The organism is Lacisediminihabitans sp. H27-G8 (assembly GCF_046156175.1).
In the GTDB taxonomy this organism is placed as follows: Bacteria; Actinomycetota; Actinomycetes; order Actinomycetales; family Microbacteriaceae; genus Lacisediminihabitans.
Window position 1 is genome coordinate 182,952 of the sequence record NZ_JAYLVL010000001.1, and the last position, 16,146, is coordinate 199,097.

The window sequence follows — 16,146 nt, forward strand, 5'->3', positions numbered from 1 at the left end:
ACGATCACACGATCACCACCGTCGGGCCGGCACTCTCGATGTCCTCGGCGAACTCCACATCCAGACCGACATCCGTGATGATGGTGTCCACCACACTGAGTGGCGCAACACGAGCGAAGTCCTCGCGGCCGAACTTGGTGTGGTCGGCGAGCACGACGACGCGTCGGGACGCCTCGATCAAGGCGCGCTTGATGGTGGCCTCGGCGATATCGGGCGTGGTGAGCCCTCGTTCCACGCTGATCCCGTTGGTGCCCATGAAGGCGACATCCGCGAAGACATCGACGATCTGCGCCTTGGTCCACTCCCCTACCGCGGCCAGCGTTCGAGGGCGGACGACACCGCCGAGAAGGTGCAGGTTGATGTTGGATCGTCCCGTGAGGATCGCTGCGACGGGGATCGAGTGGGTGACGACGGTGAGCTCCCTGTCGGTGGGAAGCAGTTGCGCGAGACGCACCGTCGTCGTTCCGGCGTCCAAAATGATCGAGCCGCCGTCGGGGAGCTCTTCGAGGGCCGCGCGGGCGATGCGTTCCTTCTGCCCGGTGGAGTGAGCCTCGCGGTCCGCGACATCCGGTTCGTTACCGAAACGTTCGACCGGGATCGCGCCCCCGTGTACCCGACGGAGAACCCCGCGGCGCTCGAGGGCTGTGAGATCACGGCGCACGGTCTCCGGTGTCACCGCGAGGTCACGCGCGAGTCCGGCGACCTCGACGCGGCCGAAGGACCGCGCAGTCTCCAGGATCTGCTTGTGTCGCTCAGGAGCGTACATCGGACCTCTTTGTCGTGGACATAACAACATCGGAAATGTTGTTCTGCGTTTATATAAGTCCGTTTGTGTCCGCTTGTCAACTCACATGCCATTCACAGGCGCGGCGTGTCGCGAATCGCCGGGGCCATGACGTCACTCCACCGAGGGTGCGCCATCGAGTGACACCCGCACCCGAACGCGAAGGCGCGACTGTCACACCGGAGCGCGAAGAGGGGATGCTGAAGTCTCGCGGAGCTCGACGCGCGAAGTTGGACGCGAGACGGCTGCTCCAGAGCCATCAGTGGGCGGAGGCCTCGGTGGGCTGGCCGTCAGCGGGCGGAGCCCTCAGCGGGCGGGGAGGTCAGCGGGCTGGGCCCTCAGTGAGCGGCGGCGTCCCAGTTCGCCCCGAGGCCGATCTGCACCTCGAGCGGCACCGCGAGATCTGCGGCGTGCCCCATTCGATCGGTGACGACCGCGGTGAGCACATCGAGCTCGCCCGGGGCCACCTCGAAGACCAGTTCGTCGTGAACCTGGAGCAGCAGCCGTGACTCGAGCCCCCGCTCGTCGAGGTCCGAGGCCACCCCGAGCATCGCGATCTTGAGGATGTCAGCGGCCGATCCCTGGATCGGCGCGTTGAGTGCGGCGCGCTCCGCGTTCTGCTTGAGAACCCGGTTGTTGGATGCGAGGTCGGGAAACGGGCGGCGACGACCGAAGATCGTCTCGGTGTAGCCGTCTTCGCGCGCCTGGTCCACGACACTCCGCAGGTAGTCGCGCACGGCGCCGAAGCGCTCGAAGTAGTCGGTCATCAACTGCTTCGCCTCGGAGTTCTCGATACGCAGCTGCTTGCTCAGCCCGAAAGCGCTGAGGCCGTAGGCGAGTCCGTACGACATCGCCTTGACCTTGGTGCGCATCGCTGAGCTCACGTCCGCCGGGTCGACGCCGAAGATGCGGGAGCCGACGAAACGGTGGAGGTCCTCGCCGGAGTTGAAAGCTTCGATGAGTCCGGCGTCCCCGGAGAGGTGTGCCATGATCCGCATCTCGATCTGCGAGTAGTCGGCGGTGAGCAGTGTCGTGAACTCCGGCCCGCACTCGAAGGCGGTGCGGATCTCACGGCCCACCGACGTGCGCACCGGGATGTTCTGCAGGTTCGGGTCGGTCGAGGAGATGCGGCCCGTGCTCGTGCCGGTCTGGTCGTAGCGCGTGTGCACCCGGTGGTCGTCCGCGATGGCCTTCTCCAGCGTGTCGACGATCTGTCGAAGCTTGGTGGCGTCCCGATGCTGCAGCAGCAGGTCGAGGAAGGGATGTGGATTCTGCTCCTGGAGGTCGGCGAGGGAGGCGGCATCCGTCGAATACCCGGTCTTGTTTGCCCGGGTCTTGGGCATCTGCAGGTCCTCGAAAAGCACCTGCTGCAGCTGCTTGGGTGACCCGAGGTTGATCTCCCGGCCGCCGATCTCCGCGTAGGCGCGCGAGGCCAGATCCGCCGCCGTCTCTCCGAGCTCGCGATTGAGCCGCTCGAGGATGCCCGGATTCACCGTGATGCCCGTCGACTCCATCGCCGAGACGACGGGGACGAGAGGCAGCTCGATCTCGCGAAGCACGCGCAGCGATCCCTCGTCGAGCCGTTCGGTCAGGTACTCCGAGAGCCGCAAGACGTACCAGGCCTGGGTTGCCGCACTCACCGCATCCGTTTCCGGCACGAGCTGGTTGGGATCCGGTTCGGCCAGGTGCTCGCCGAGGTGCGTGTAGACCTGTTCCGCGAGGGGCTGGTCGTGACCGCCGGGCTTCAGCAGCCACGCGGCAAGGGTCGTGTCGAAGGCGACGCCGTCGAGGGAGAGGCCGGCCTTCTGAAGGCGCTTGAGGGCCGGCTTGTAGTCGAACAGGTACTTCGGAGCGGGGGACGCGAGCCACGCGGCGAGGGCGTCATAGTCCGGGCGACCCGCAGCCCACGGCACATACGCGGAGTCGTCCGCCGTCGCCAGCCCGAATCCGGTGATGCCCTCTTGACCGATGTCGAGGTGGAGGCCGAGTGCGCGGGTTCCCTTCGCCGTCACCGTCGCGATCCAGTGGCCGAGTTCTTCGTCGATCATCGTGCGCACGCCAGGGATCTCCGATACCGGGGCAGCGGAACCCTCGCCGGTGGACTCCAATGAGACCGGGTCACCTGCCGCCGCGGCGATCTTCAGCACGCGGTCGAGCAGCGTTCGGAACTGCAGCTTGTCGAAGACCTCGCGCACGGCCGCTTCGTCGATCGGCCGCCGATCGAGATCGTGGGGGCCGACAGGCAATTCGACATCGGTCAGCAGGTGATTGAGCTTTCGGTTGCGGATGGCACGGTCCTGCTGCTCACGGAGCTTCTCCCCGACGACGCCCTTGATCTCATCCGCGTGGGCGAGCACCTCGTCGAGCCCGCCGTACTGGGTGATCCACTTGACGGCGGTCTTCTCCCCCACCTTGTCGATGCCGATGAGATTGTCGCTGGTCTCGCCGACGAGGGCGGCGACATCCGGGTACTGGTGCGGTTCGATGCCGTACCGCTCGAACACGGCATCCCGGTCGTAACGCTTGAGCTCCGACACCCCGCGGGCGTTCGGGTAGAGCAGGGTCACGTCGTCGTTCACCATCTGGATCGCGTCCCGGTCGCCGGAGACGATGAGCACGCGGAATCCCTCCTGGGCTCCCTTCGAGGCGAGGGTGGCGAGGATGTCGTCGGCCTCGTAGTCCTCCTTCGAGATCGTGGTGATGCCCATCGCGTGGAGCGCCTCTTCGAGGAGGGGGATCTGGCCGATGAATTCCGCCGGAGTCTCGCCCCTGGTGCCCTTGTATTCGGGGTATTCGCGGGTGCGGAACGAGTAGCGCGAGATGTCGAAAGCCACCGCGAGATGGGTCGGCTTCTCCTTCTGCAGCAGGTTCAGCATCATCGAGATGAACCCGTGGATCGCGTTGGTGTGCTGCCCCTCCCGGTTCTGGAAACTGTCGACGGGCAGGGCGTAGAACGCCCGGAAGGCAAGCGAATGCCCGTCGATAACGAGGAGGGTAGGCTTTTCGTTGTCCGGCACGAAGCCAGCCTATCCGCGGCCGCCGACACCCCGCAGCCCGCCAGGAAGAAGACGATGACCATCATCCCCGACGATCTCGACCCGGAACTGGTTGAGCGGCTGGTGAACTCCGGCGGCGGTGCGCTCGCCCAGAAGATGGGCTTCGAATTCCTCGAACTCTCGGCCGAACGGTCCGTCGCGACCATGCCCGTCGAAGGCAACACGCAGGTCGTCGGGCTCCTTCACGGCGGCGCGCATGTCGTACTCGCCGAGACTCTCGGATCCGTGTCATCCGCGATCCATGCCGGCCCAGGTCGCATCGCGGTCGGCATCGAGATCAACGCGACCCACAGTCGCTCCATCACGTCCGGAATCGTCACCGGCACGTGCGTCGCGCTCAATCTGGGTCGCACCCTCGCCACACACGAAATCGTGATGCGGGACGAGCAGGGTCGACGACTGTCGACCGTGCGCATGACGAACTTCCTGCGCGACGCCTGAGACTCACGGGGCGGGGCCGGCTTCGGCGGCGTCCACCGCGTCGGTGCTGAGGTTTCGCGGCTTCTGGTCAATGGTGCCTGCGGCGAGGATGCCCCACAGCGGAACCCCGCGCAGCCACGCCGCGCAGCAGGCGGCAGGCACGGCGTGTCGTCCGGGATCTCCGCTCTGGGCATCACCGGCAACGAAAAAAGCTGCCCGCGCAGAAGCGCGCGTCGACGCCGGCGGAGGTGCGCGCTACTTCTTGGCGGAGAGCTGCTCGATGATCGCCTGTGCGACATCGTGCATGGTGAGGCGACGATCCATCGACGCCTTCTGGATCCAGCGGAAGGCCTCCGGCTCGGTGAGGCCCATCTTCTCGTTGAGGAGGCCCTTGGCGCGATCCACGAGCTTGCGGGTCTCGAAGCGTTCGACGAGGTCGGTGACCTCGGCCTCGAGGGTGATGATCTGCGCGTAGCGCGCAAGGGCGATCTCGATCGCCGGAAGCAGGTCGTTGGGCGTGAACGGCTTGACGACGTAGGCGAGGGCGCCGGCCTCGGTCGCCCGCTCGACGAGCTCCTTCTGGCTGAAGGCGGTGAGCAGGACGACGGGTGCGATGTGGTTCTTGGTGAGACGCTCGGCGGCGGAGATCCCGTCGAGGAGCGGCATCTTCACGTCCATGATCACGAGATCCGGTCGCAGCTCCGTGGCCAGGGCGACGGCGGTCTCCCCGTCGCCGGCCTCACCGACGACCTCGAAGCCGTTGTCTCGAAGCGTTTCGACGATGTCGAGGCGGATGAGCGACTCATCCTCGGCCACCACCACACGGCGGGGGGTCTGAGTAGCGTTTTCCTGGTCTGGCACGATCACAACCCTACGGTATTCTTGGGCTCGGTATCGTGCGCCGGTGTGGCGGAATGGCAGACGCGGAGCACTCAAAATGCTTTGCTCGAAAGGGCGTGTGGGTTCGAGTCCCACCACCGGCACGATGGGGCACGACCGCAGGGCGCCGTCGGTCAGGCCGTAGCCGTCGCGACGAACGCGGTGACGAGCGGATGCGGCGAGGCCGTCATCCAGTCCCTCAGCGCCGACACCGCGTGATCGCGTCGCTCGGGCATGAGTGCGGAGAGCACCGGTCCGTAGGGTGTACCGAAGATGCCGTTGACCGCATCGTCGACACTCGGCCAATCGAGGCGCAACGAGGTGGTCTCGATCGTGGTGCTCTCGAACCCCGCGAGTATTTTCACGAGCTTCGCCCGGGTCATCTTGAATGAGTCGAAGTCCCAGGCCCGGGTGAACGGCTCGTCGATGCCCTCGTCTCGCAGGGCGTCTCCGTAGCTGTCGAAGGGCTCCAGGCGCATGGCGGCGACCCACACGACGATGCCGAGGCTGCCGCCCGGACGAAGCACCCGCTTCATCTCGGCGAGGGCGGCCGCCTGGTCGCGCACGAAGGGGAGGCCGTGCTGGCAGAGGACCATGTCCACCGAGTCGTCCTCGAGCGGAATGGCTGTCGCCGGTGCCTCCAGAGTCTCGATCGGCGCGCCTTCCGGATCTGCGCCGCGAGACACTTCGGCGAGCATTCCAGGGCTGATATCGCTCGCGATCACCCGGCCGGTCGGTCCCACCGCCGTCGCAGCGGCCCGGGCGACCGCCCCGGTGCCCGAGGCGACATCGAGCACGGTCAGGCCCGGCCGGGGCGCGACGGTCTCCACCAGGTGTCGCGCCCACGGCTCGAAGACCGTCGGCAGGAGATAGTGGCGGTAGTTTTCGGCGATCGAATCCGATTGGAACAGGCTCGATCGGGCATCCTCAGTCATTTTTCGCTCCTCGTTGGTCGGCCTTGAACTGCGGGGCGTGGCTAGGCTGGTGCTCGCCCACTACCCGTGACGACACCGCTGGAGAACTCGTGACCGACCTGCCAACACCTTCTCCACCGGTCCAGAACACGCCCGCCGGCTGGTACCCGGACCATACCGGTGCCCCCCAGTTGCGCTGGTGGGACGGTGCGGCCTGGACAGAACGGGTGAGCCCCGGCACGCCGGCATCCGGAGTCGCACCGTATTCGCTCCGACCGGCACCGCTGACCGTGCCCGCCAACACTCCGGTGTATAACGTGTTCATCTGGGTCATCGCCCTGCTTCCGTTACTCGGCATCGTGACTCTACTCACGATCAACCTGTCCGCTCTAGTGGCATCCTCCTCGGACCCACTCGCGATGTACCGGGACCCGGGATACATCACGAGCCTCGTGCTCGGCTGGATCGTCTACGGCGGCGCGGTGGTGCTCGCCTACTTCGACCGGAAGCGACTGTTGCGTGACGGCTACGATCGTCCATTCCATTGGGCCTGGACCTTCTTCAGCGGAGGGGTCTACGTGATCGGGCGTTCCGTGATCGTCGGTCGACGCGCGGGTCACGGCAGGGCCCCGCTCTGGGTCTGGGTCGCCATCACGGTGTTCGTCATCGTGATCAACGTGGTGAAATTCAGCATGTTCGTGGCCGACCTGGTCGGTACGACCCCGCTCTCGAGCTGAGAACATTCGCGTTGTTCAAACAGCGCTAGGGTTGCCAAAACTTTGGAGCACCCTCATGGGTAGTCTGCTGTACGGCAATTCGGGCACGGAGATCGGTTTCGACGACCGGTCGCTCATGCATCTGCAGGTGGTCATCACGGCCAAACTCCGGCGGCGAGAGAGCTTCCTCTTCACCTGGACCAACTCTGCCGAGAGCGGCAGCGGTCGCAGCTCGATCTGGTTCGCCCAGGGCAGCGCCATCGTCTATCGATTCGCCGGGAGCAGAGCCCCGTCCCTCAACCGGGACTGGATCGAAACGCTCATGCTTTCCGCCAACAGTGCCGGGGGCCTGCAGTTCTCGAGCGAGCCGATCGCCGAAAGCACTGCATTGCCCGGCTTGCGTCCGACCTAGCTCCAGCGCTGACCCGGCTTGCGTCCGACCTGGCGCCCGCGTAGACCCGGCTTCCGCGTCGAGCTGGCTACCGCGTCGAGCTGGCTACCGCGTGGAGGATCGCCCCGGCCGAGGGTCTGCCTGCGGCTTCTGCCGGGCGAGTTCTCCGCCGACACGCCCTCCGTAGGGTCGGCCGTGGTCCGCGAACTCCTCCCGGAAATACGCCATCTTCCACTTTCCGAGCTCGATCCGGGTGCCGGTGCGGAGAACCTGCCCACCATCCTTCCGCCCGCCCGCGTCGGCGAGACGTGAACTTCCGCTCAGCTCGCCGATGGGATAGAGCACGTACTCGTCGTCTTTCGTGTGGCGAATCTCCGCGTGCACGGGACTCAGGCCCTCGAGTTGGAGGTCGGCCTCGGCTCCGGAGCCGATGGTCGTGCCGTCGGGAAGCAGATCGAACTCCCGCGGCATCTGGCCGTTCCAGTTCTTCGAGCCGATGACGAAGATCAGCCGAGGTCGACCGGAACCCGGCAGGTAGTGCGTGGTGGTGACCGTGCGTCGAATGCGACGGCTCACCGTGGGCACCAGCGGGAACAGGGTAGCCGGAGGGAGGGGTACTGCGGGCGCGGCGTTGCCGCGCCGCCGAAGCAGCGGAGCGACCGCCGCCGCGCTCCCGAGCCTGATGTGCGGTGAGCCGGTCACGACACGCTGCACCACCGGGGCATTCACATCGCCGATCCGCGCGATGACCCCATCGGGTCCGGTCAGGGTGATGGACAGGCCGTACCCCGCGATCTCCTGAGCGAGCGTGCGGATGTCGGCGAGCTTGACACTGCGCCCCTGCATCAGCATTTCGGGGTGATTCGCGAAGATCTGGATATCGGTGCCTGCCGCCGTGACCGTGCCCTCGAGGGCGTGAGCGGCATCCGCGCCCGTGCCGTCGACGTGCGGCTCATCCAGCGAGAAGCTGAGGTCGATCTCCAGCCGGGGAACGGCCACCATGATCAGTTGCGGTGCTGGTCTGCGCCGGCGGCCTGGTCGTCACTCGTGGTGACCCGCAGCGTGCCGTTGAGCTTCCAGGTGGCGCGCGGGGCGTCAGGACCGATGTCCCGGGGCACCTCGACGGTCATGTCGATGAAGCTGTAGTTGACCGCTGCACCACGACCGGTGAGGTACGACCACATCTCCCGTCCGAGATCCGTCCAGTCGCTGATACTACGACCCTCCGGTCCCGCTGAGTCGTCGAATGGGCCCGAAACCTGCTGTGAGTCAGTCACGATGAAATCCTTCCCGAGTGGTTGGTTTCACCGTACCGAGACGGTGAGGCTGGCCACGGATTTCACAGCCGACAGCCAGCCTCATCCCCGACTACGGGGCGCTCGAAGTCACTCTGCGGCGTAAGCCGGCGCTACCGCGTTGTGGGCATCGCCGACTCGGTGTACCCGCATATCGTTGGTGCCTCCGGAGATTCCGGGAGGGGACCCGGCGATGACCACGACCTTTTCGCCGACGACGGCACGGTTGTGACCGATCAGGATGTCATCGACCTGGCCGAACAGCTCATCGGTGTGGGTCTTGCGCTCCACACGATAGGTCTCCGTGCCCCACACCCACGCGAGGCGATTGCGGATGCGCTCCTCCGGCGTGAAGGCGATGATGGGGATGCGATTGCGCAGCCGGGACATCCGTCGCACCGAATCCCCGGACTCGGTGAACACGCAGAGGAACTTGGCCCCGACGAACTCCGCTACCTCGGCAGCGGCGAGGGTGATCGCTCCGCCCTGGGTGCGCGGCTTGGTACCGAGCTGCGCGATGCGCTCGAGCCCGTGCTCCTCGGTGGAGGTGATGATGCGCGCCATGGTCTGCACGGTGATCACGGGGTACTCCCCCACGCTGGTCTCGCCGCTCAGCATCACGGCGTCTGCTCCGTCGAGCACGGCATTCGCGACATCCGATGTCTCTGCGCGGGTCGGGATCGGGCTCGAGATCATGGATTCGAGCATCTGGGTTGCGACGATGACCGGCTTAGCCATGCGACGCGAGAGCTCGACCGCGCGCTTCTGAACGATCGGGACCGCCTCGAGCGGTAGTTCCACTCCGAGGTCTCCACGCGCGACCATGATGCCGTCGAAGGCGTCGATGATGGCTTCGAGGTTGTCAACGGCCTGCGGCTTCTCGACCTTGGCGATCACCGGCACCTTGACGCCCTCTTCGGCCATGATCTCGTGCACGCGCACGATGTCGTCGGCGTTGCGCACGAAGGAGAGCGCGATGAGATCCGCGCCGAGCTTCAGGCCCCAGCGGAGATCCGCCTCGTCCTTCTCGGACAGCGCGGGAACGTTCACAGCGACACCGGGCAGGTTGATGCCCTTGTTGTTCGACACCGCTCCGCCGACGACGACCTCGGTGGTGACGACGGTGCCGTCGGTCGAGATGACCTTGAGCTTGACCTTGCCGTCATCGATGAGAAGGGGGTCGCCCGGCTTTACGTCGTTGGGCAGGCCCTTGAAGGTGGTGCCCGAGAGCTCCTTGGTACCGAGCACGTCTTCGATGGTGATCTTGAAGATGTCGCCGACGGCGAGATCGTGGGGCCCGTTCGCGAACTTGCCGAGGCGGATCTTCGGGCCCTGCAGGTCGACGAGCACGGCGACGGCACGTCCGGAGTCGGCACTCGCCTTGCGGATGTTCGCGTAGACCTCCTCATGCACGTCGTAGCTGCCGTGGCTGAGGTTCATCCGGGCGACATCAACTCCGGCATCCACGATGGCACGGATGTTTTCATAGCTGGCCGTTGCCGGACCGAGGGTTGCGACGATTTTTGCGCGTCTCATGTGTTTCTTTCTGTTGTGGGAAGAACTCGTGAAGAGTGAGAGGAAGGGGAGCCCTAGATCGCGATGGCGCGGTCGGTCGGGGCGACAGGGGACGGGAGCTCGGTGTCGCCCTCGAGGAAGCGGTCCACGGCGGCGGCGGCGGCTCGCCCCTCCGCAATGGCCCAGACGATGAGGGACTGGCCCCGGCCCGCGTCGCCGGCGACGAACACGCCGGATTCGCTCGTTTGGTAATCGGCATCGCGCTCAACGTTTCCACGCTCGAGAGGGAGGCGCAACTGGGACTCCAGCGCATCGCTCTCCGTTCCCGTGAATCCGAGAGCGAGAAGGACGAGATCCGCCGGGATCTCCCGCGCGGTGCCCGCCTTCGGAACTCGACGACCGTCGAGGTATTCGGTCTCCGCGACGCGGATGGCGCGAACCTCTCCGGCGTCGTTGGAGAGGAATTCCACCGTGGACGCGAGGTAGACCCGCTCGCCGCCCTCTTCGTGCGCACTCGACACCTCGAAAAGGGTCGGGGACATCGGCCAGGGCTGGTGCTCCGGGCGTTCGTGGGGCGGCTGAAGTCCGATGGCCAGGTTGGTGACGGAGAGCGCCTGCTGGCGGTGCGCCGTGCCGATGCAGTCCGCTCCGGTATCGCCGCCACCGAGCACGACGACATGCTTGCCATCCGCGGTGAGCTGATCGACGATCACGTCGCCCGCGCCCACCCGGTTCTGCTGCACGAGGTAGTCCATCGCGAAGTGCACGCCGGAGAGGTCGCGCCCGGGGATGGGGAGGTCGCGCGGCTTGAGGGCTCCGGTGGCGACCACCACCGCGTCGTAGCGCGCCCTCAGGTCGTCCCAGGGAATGTCGACGCCGATATTCACGCCCGCCCGGAAACGGGTGCCCTCGGCCTGCATCTGCTTCAGCCGCAGCTCGATGTGACGCTTCTCCATTTTGAAGTCCGGGATGCCGTAGCGGAGGAGACCGCCGATGCGGTCGTCCCGCTCGAACACCGCGACGGTGTGACCGGCACGGGTGAGCTGCTGGGCCGCGGCGAGGCCGGCGGGGCCGGAGCCGACGACCGCGACCGTCTTGCCGGTGAGGCGTTCGGGGGGATGCGGCTCCACCCAGTCGTTGGCGAAGGCCTGGTCGATGATCGCGACTTCGACGTTCTTGATGGTCACGGCGGGCTGGTTGATGGCGAGGACGCACGACGACTCGCACGGGGCGGGACACAGCCGACCGGTGAACTCGGGGAAGTTGTTGGTGGCATGCAGACGCTCGATGGCCTGTCGGCCCTCCCCACGCCAGGTGAGGTCGTTCCACTCGGGAATGAGGTTGCCGAGCGGGCAGCCATGGTGGCAGAAGGGGATGCCGCAGTCCATGCAGCGACCCGCCTGCTTGCGCACGGTTGCGGCATCACCCTGCTCGTAGACCTCTTTCCAGTCCATCAGCCGCAGCGCGACCGGGCGCCGCGCGGGCAGCTCCCGCTCACGCGTCTTCAGGAATCCCTTGGGATCAGCCACCGGTTACCTCCATGATCCGAGACCAGACAACATCCCCGTCGGGGTCGAGCCCCTCTTCGACCGCGGTCGCGCGCGTCGCGATGACCGCGGCGTAGTCGCGGGGCAGAACCTTGACGAACCGGGCCATCGACTCGTCGAGGTTCTCGAGCATCCGGGCCGCGACTGCCGAATCCGTCTGTGCGAGGTGCTGCTGGAGCAGGTCTGTGACGATCTCGACATCGCCCGCGCCCAGCGGCAGCAGTTCGAGCTCGCCCGAGGCGAGGGCATCGCGGTTGACCCGCTCGGGAGCGAGGTCGAAGACGTAGGCGGTGCCACCGGACATACCGGCGCCGAGGTTACGCCCGGTGCCGCCGAGGATCACGGCAAGCCCGCCGGTCATATATTCGAGGGCATGATCGCCGACCCCCTCGACGACCGCGGTCGCCCCGGAGTTACGCACGAGGAAGCGTTCCCCCACGATGCCGCGAAGGAACAGGCTGCCCTGCGTCGCACCGTAGCCGATCACATTGCCGGCGATCACATTGCGCTCCGCCGGGAAGCTGCTGTTGCGATCGGGGCGCACGATGATCTGGCCGCCACAGAGACCCTTGCCGACGTAGTCGTTGCTGTCCCCCTCCAGTCGCAGGGTGATGCCGCTCGGCACGAACGCACCGAAGGACTGACCAGCGGTTCCGCGCAGGGTGATGTCGATGGTGCCGGTTGGCAGGCCGTTCTCCCCGTGACGAAGGGTGACCTCGTGCCCGAGCATCGTGCCGACGGCACGCTCCGTGTTGCGGATGGGGAGGGAGATGGCCACGGGCTCGCCACTCTGCAGCGCGCCCGCGCTCTGCCGGATCAGCTCCACATCGAAGTGCTTATCGAGCTCGTGCTCCTGCTGGGAGACGTTGGATCGCGGTTCGTCCGCACCGAAGACCGGGCCGTCGAGGATCGGCGCGAGGTTCAATCCATCGGCCTTCCAATGGTCGATCGCGCGGTTGACGTCGAGAAGCTCGGAGTGCCCGACCGCCTCTTCGATCGACCGGAACCCGAGCTCGGCGAGATACTCCCGCACCTCCTGCGCGAGGAACTCGAAGAAGTTCACGACGAACTCCGGCTTTCCGGTGAAGCGTTTGCGCAACTCGGGGTTCTGGGTCGCGACGCCGACCGGGCAGGTGTCCAGGTGACACACGCGCATGAGGATGCACCCGGAGACCACGAGGGGAGCGGTCGCGAAGCCGTATTCTTCGGCTCCGAGCAGAGCGGCGACGATCACGTCACGTCCGGTCTTCATCTGGCCGTCCACCTGCACGACGACGCGTCCGCGCATGCCATTGAGCATCAGCGTCTGCTGGGTTTCGGCGAGGCCGAGCTCCCAGGGCGTTCCCGCGTGCTTCAACGAGTTGAGCGGGCTCGCGCCGGTGCCCCCATCGTGACCGGAGACCAGCACGACGTCCGCGAGGGCCTTCGTGACGCCGGCGGCGACGGCTCCGATGCCCGACTGACTCACCAGTTTGACGTGCACCCGGGCATCCGGATTCGCTCGCTTGAGGTCGAAGATCAGCTGCTTGAGATCTTCGATCGAGTAGATGTCGTGATGCGGCGGGGGGCTGATGAGGCCGACACCGGCGGTTGCGTGACGGGTCTTCGCGATCCAGGGGTAGACCTTGTTCGACGGCAGCTGGCCGCCCTCGCCGGGCTTCGCCCCCTGTGCCATCTTGATCTGGATGTCGGTGGCATGGGTGAGATACATGCTGGTGACACCGAATCGACCGGACGCGACCTGCTTGATCGCGCTGCGGCGCTCCGGGTCGAGGAGACGCGCGGTGTCTTCGCCGCCCTCCCCCGTGTTGCTCTTCGCTCCGAGGCTGTTCATGGCGATGGCCAGGGTCTCATGCGCCTCGCCGCTGATCGAGCCGTAGCTCATGGCACCGGTGGAGAACCGGGTGACGATGGAGGCCACTGACTCCACCTCGTCGATGGGTACGGCGGGCCGCACACCATCGCGCAGCGAGAACAGCCCGCGGAGTGTCATGAGGTGGGTGGCCTGCTCATCCACGAGTTTCGTGTACTGGCGGAAGATGTCGTAACGCCGTGACCGGGTCGCGTGCTGCAGCTTGAAGACCGTGTCCGGGTTGAAGAGGTGGGGCGGGCCTTCACGGCGCCACTGGTACTCCCCGCCGATGGCGAGCCGTTCGTGCGCGTTGATCGCGCCGTCTTCCGGGTAGGCGGCCAGGTGGCGTGACGCACTCTCCGCGGCGATCACGTCGATGCCGATCCCGCCGAGCAGGCTCGAGGTTCCGGTGAAGTACTGGTCGACGAATGCCTGGTCGAGTCCGACCGCCTCGAAGGCCTGCGCACCGGCATAAGAGCCGACGACGGAGATGCCCATCTTCGACATGATCTTGAGCACGCCCTTGCCGAGGGCCTTGATCAGATTCTTGACGGCCTTCTGCGCGTCGATGCTGGAGATCATGCCACTGCGCACGAGCTCCTCGGCGGACTCCATGGCGAGGTAGGGATTGATCGCCGACGCGCCATAGCCGATCAGGAGCGCGACGTGATGCACCTCCCGCACGTCCCCGGCCTCGACGATGAGCCCGACCTTCATGCGGTTCTCGGCCCGGATGAGGTGATGATGTACCGCCGCGAGCATGAGCAGCGACGGCACCGGGGCGAAGTCCTTGTTGGAGTCGCGATCCGACAGCACGATGAACAGGGCCCCGTCGGCGATGGCGGTATCGACCTCTTCGCACATAGCGGCGATGCGCTGCTCCATGGCTTTCGGGCCCTGGTCGACGCGGTAGAGCCCCTTGATCGTGCGGGTGGGGTTGAAGGCCTGGCGAGAGGACTTGGGCGCGATGTGCTGAATCTTGGCCAGTTCATCGTTGTCGATCACCGGAAAGTCGAGGATCACCTGGCGAGCGTGCTCCGGAGTGGCATCCAGGAGGTTTCGCTCGGGGCCGAGACCCAGCTTGAGCGAGGTGACGACCTCCTCGCGGATGCTGTCGAGGGGCGGGTTCGTCACCTGGGCGAACTGCTGGGTGAAGTAGTCGAAAAGCAGTCGGGGTCGCTTCGACAACACGGCGATCGGGGTGTCGGAGCCCATGGCCCCGAGGGGTTCCGCGCCGTTCTCCGCCATCGGCTTCAGCAGGATCCGCACCTCCTCCTCGGTGTATCCGAAGGTGCGCTGGCGACGGGTGACCGAGGCGGGGGTGTGAACGATGTGTTCGCGCTCCGGCAGGTCTTTGAGGTTGATGCGACCGCCATCCAGCCAGGCACCCCAGGGCTCGGATGCCGCAAGCTCGCTCTTGATCTCGTCGTCTTCGATGAGGCGGCCGGCCTCCGTGTCGACGAGGAACATCTTGCCCGGGCGCAACCGACCCTTTCGCACGACCCGCTCGGGGGCGATGTCGAGAACACCGATCTCACTCGCGAGCACGACGAGACCGTCGTCGGTGACGAGGTAGCGGCCGGGGCGCAGTCCGTTGCGGTCGAGCGTGGCGCCGACGAGTGACCCATCGGTGAAGACGAGGGCGGCCGGGCCGTCCCACGGCTCCATGAGCATCGAGTGGTACTCGTAGAAGTCGCGACGGGCTGGATCGATGTCCAGCTGGTTCTCGTAGGCTTCCGGCACCATCATCATCATCGCGTGCGGCAGCGACCTGCCACCGAGGTTCAGCAGTTCGACGACCTCGTCGAAGGACGCGGAGTCGCTTGCGCCCGGCGTGACGATGGGCAGGATCGGCGCCAGGTCACCGAGCAGCTCTGACTCCAGTTGCGACTGCCGTGCGCGCATCCAGTTGCGGTTTCCCTGCACCGTGTTGATCTCGCCGTTGTGGGCGATCATGCGGAAGGGCTGGGCGAGCGGCCACGACGGGAAGGTGTTGGTCGAGTACCGGGAGTGCACGAGGGCGAGTTTCGACGCGAACCGCTCGTCGGAGAGGTCGGGGTAGAAGGGCTCGAGCTGAAGGGTCGTGACCATGCCCTTGTAGACGATGGTGCGGCAGCTCAGTGAGGGGAAGTAGGCATTGAGTTCGCGCTCGGCCCGCTTGCGGAGCCGGAAAGACTGGCGGTCGAGAGCGATGCCCCGTACCGGTGCGCCCACGGAGCCGAGCGTGCTCGCGACGAAGACCTGCTCGAAGAAGGGCATCGCCTCACGAGCGAGGTTGCCGAGCCCATCCGGACGCACCGGAACCTCACGCCAGCCCAACACCGTGAGGTGCTCCTGCTCGGCGAGGGCGGCGAATGCCTGCTTGATCGAGGCGCGTTCGTCGTCGTCGACGGGCAGGAAGGCCGTGCCGGCGATGTACTCACCGACGGGCGGGAGCGAGATGCCGGAGACCGCGCGGAAGAAGGCATCCGGAATCTGCGTAACGATGCCCGCGCCATCGCCCGTGCCTGCGTCCGACCCGATGGCACCGCGGTGCTCGAGGTTGCGCAGGGCACCGAGGGCCAGGTCGATGATGTCGTGCCCGGCGGTACCACGCAGGGTCGCGACCATCGCGAGGCCACAGGCATCCTTTTCGCGGCGCGGGTCGTACATTCCGGTCGCGGCGGGAGTGGTGCTGAAGCGGGAAAAAGCTGGCGTGAGTGCCATGGTGAAACCGTCCTCACGAAGTTACGTCGGCAGGTGGGACGGCGGCGGCCCGAAGAGTTGAAGCCCGAGAT

General features: G+C 66.3%; 13 protein-coding genes and 1 tRNA gene. 4 read left to right on the forward strand and 10 right to left on the reverse strand.

Translation table 11 applies throughout. The annotated features are described in order from the left end of the window. Nucleotides 1-4: 4 nt before the first annotated feature. Complete coding sequence (locus VLI63_RS00855) at nucleotides 5-766, reverse strand: DeoR/GlpR family DNA-binding transcription regulator (protein ID WP_185203874.1); 762 nt, start codon at nucleotides 764-766, stop codon at nucleotides 5-7. Nucleotides 767-1,122: 356 nt separating this feature from the next. After that, on the reverse strand, nucleotides 1,123-3,801 hold the full coding sequence (gene polA, locus VLI63_RS00860; RefSeq protein WP_409155019.1) for a DNA polymerase I: 2,679 nt from the start codon (nucleotides 3,799-3,801) through the stop codon (nucleotides 1,123-1,125). A gap of 54 nt (nucleotides 3,802-3,855) precedes the next feature. Between polA and VLI63_RS00865 the strand changes: the two genes are divergently transcribed. Next, nucleotides 3,856-4,281: a hotdog fold thioesterase gene (locus VLI63_RS00865; RefSeq protein ID WP_409155020.1), complete on the forward strand. Its 426-nt coding sequence runs from the start codon at nucleotides 3,856-3,858 to the stop codon at nucleotides 4,279-4,281. A 3-nt stretch (nucleotides 4,282-4,284) separates the two neighbouring features. Here VLI63_RS00865 and VLI63_RS00870 read toward each other — a convergent pair whose 3' ends face one another. Beyond that, entirely contained in the window at nucleotides 4,285-4,422 is a 138-nt protein-coding gene (locus tag VLI63_RS00870) for a hypothetical protein (RefSeq protein WP_409155021.1), read from the reverse strand. Nucleotides 4,423-4,515: 93 nt separating this feature from the next. Continuing rightward, complete coding sequence (locus tag VLI63_RS00875; RefSeq protein WP_185203877.1) at nucleotides 4,516-5,121, reverse strand: ANTAR domain-containing response regulator; 606 nt, start codon at nucleotides 5,119-5,121, stop codon at nucleotides 4,516-4,518. Between the two features lie 39 nt (nucleotides 5,122-5,160). On the opposite strand from VLI63_RS00875, the gene VLI63_RS00880 reads away from it, so the two are divergent. Beyond that, nucleotides 5,161-5,243: transfer RNA gene (locus VLI63_RS00880), tRNA-Leu, on the forward strand. Nucleotides 5,244-5,273: 30 nt separating this feature from the next. Here the strand turns inward: VLI63_RS00880 and VLI63_RS00885 are convergent. Next, the gene (locus tag VLI63_RS00885; protein WP_409155022.1) at nucleotides 5,274-6,074 is read right to left on the reverse strand and encodes a class I SAM-dependent methyltransferase; all 801 of its coding nucleotides are present in this window, start codon (nucleotides 6,072-6,074) and stop codon (nucleotides 5,274-5,276) included. Between the two features lie 89 nt (nucleotides 6,075-6,163). Between VLI63_RS00885 and VLI63_RS00890 the strand changes: the two genes are divergently transcribed. Continuing rightward, nucleotides 6,164-6,790 (forward strand): DUF2510 domain-containing protein, encoded by a 627-nt coding sequence (locus VLI63_RS00890; RefSeq protein WP_409155023.1) that lies wholly within the window; start codon nucleotides 6,164-6,166, stop codon nucleotides 6,788-6,790. Between the two features lie 55 nt (nucleotides 6,791-6,845). Beyond that, nucleotides 6,846-7,181, forward strand: a complete 336-nt coding sequence (locus tag VLI63_RS00895; RefSeq protein ID WP_409155024.1) for an ATP-dependent DNA ligase — start codon at nucleotides 6,846-6,848, stop codon at nucleotides 7,179-7,181. An 84-nt stretch (nucleotides 7,182-7,265) separates the two neighbouring features. On the opposite strand, the gene VLI63_RS00900 is transcribed toward VLI63_RS00895, so the two are convergent. From VLI63_RS00900 to gltB, 5 genes are all read right to left on the reverse strand, one after another. Continuing rightward, a complete protein-coding gene (locus VLI63_RS00900; RefSeq protein WP_409155025.1) occupies nucleotides 7,266-8,162 on the reverse strand; it encodes an FHA domain-containing protein in 897 nt (298 codons plus the stop codon). Between the two features lie 2 nt (nucleotides 8,163-8,164). Beyond that, nucleotides 8,165-8,437, reverse strand: a complete 273-nt coding sequence (locus VLI63_RS00905; RefSeq protein WP_185203882.1) for a hypothetical protein — start codon at nucleotides 8,435-8,437, stop codon at nucleotides 8,165-8,167. A 108-nt stretch (nucleotides 8,438-8,545) separates the two neighbouring features. Further along, nucleotides 8,546-9,991, reverse strand: coding sequence for a pyruvate kinase (pyk, locus tag VLI63_RS00910; protein ID WP_409155026.1), 1,446 nt, complete (start codon nucleotides 9,989-9,991; stop codon nucleotides 8,546-8,548). A gap of 53 nt (nucleotides 9,992-10,044) precedes the next feature. Then, nucleotides 10,045-11,499 (reverse strand): glutamate synthase subunit beta, encoded by a 1,455-nt coding sequence (locus tag VLI63_RS00915; protein WP_409155027.1) that lies wholly within the window; start codon nucleotides 11,497-11,499, stop codon nucleotides 10,045-10,047. Beyond that, on the reverse strand, nucleotides 11,492-16,075 hold the full coding sequence (gene gltB / locus VLI63_RS00920) for a glutamate synthase large subunit (RefSeq protein WP_409155028.1): 4,584 nt from the start codon (nucleotides 16,073-16,075) through the stop codon (nucleotides 11,492-11,494). The genes VLI63_RS00915 and gltB overlap by 8 nt, the downstream gene beginning before the upstream one ends. Between the last annotated feature and the right edge of the window lie 71 nt (nucleotides 16,076-16,146).

What these genes read in the sequence shown, in the direction of transcription:
- VLI63_RS00900 (WP_409155025.1), bottom strand. Translation starts at nt 8,162, where the DNA reads ATGGTGGCCGTTCCCCGGCTGGAGATCGACCTCAGCTTCTCGCTGGAT.
- VLI63_RS00855 (WP_185203874.1), bottom strand. Translation starts at nt 766, where the DNA reads ATGTACGCTCCTGAGCGACACAAGCAGATCCTGGAGACTGCGCGGTCC.
- gltB (WP_409155028.1), bottom strand. Translation starts at nt 16,075, where the DNA reads ATGGCACTCACGCCAGCTTTTTCCCGCTTCAGCACCACTCCCGCCGCG.
- pyk (WP_409155026.1), bottom strand. Translation starts at nt 9,991, where the DNA reads ATGAGACGCGCAAAAATCGTCGCAACCCTCGGTCCGGCAACGGCCAGC.
- VLI63_RS00865 (WP_409155020.1), top strand. Translation starts at nt 3,856, where the DNA reads ATGACCATCATCCCCGACGATCTCGACCCGGAACTGGTTGAGCGGCTG.
- VLI63_RS00895 (WP_409155024.1), top strand. Translation starts at nt 6,846, where the DNA reads ATGGGTAGTCTGCTGTACGGCAATTCGGGCACGGAGATCGGTTTCGAC.
- VLI63_RS00885 (WP_409155022.1), bottom strand. Translation starts at nt 6,074, where the DNA reads ATGACTGAGGATGCCCGATCGAGCCTGTTCCAATCGGATTCGATCGCC.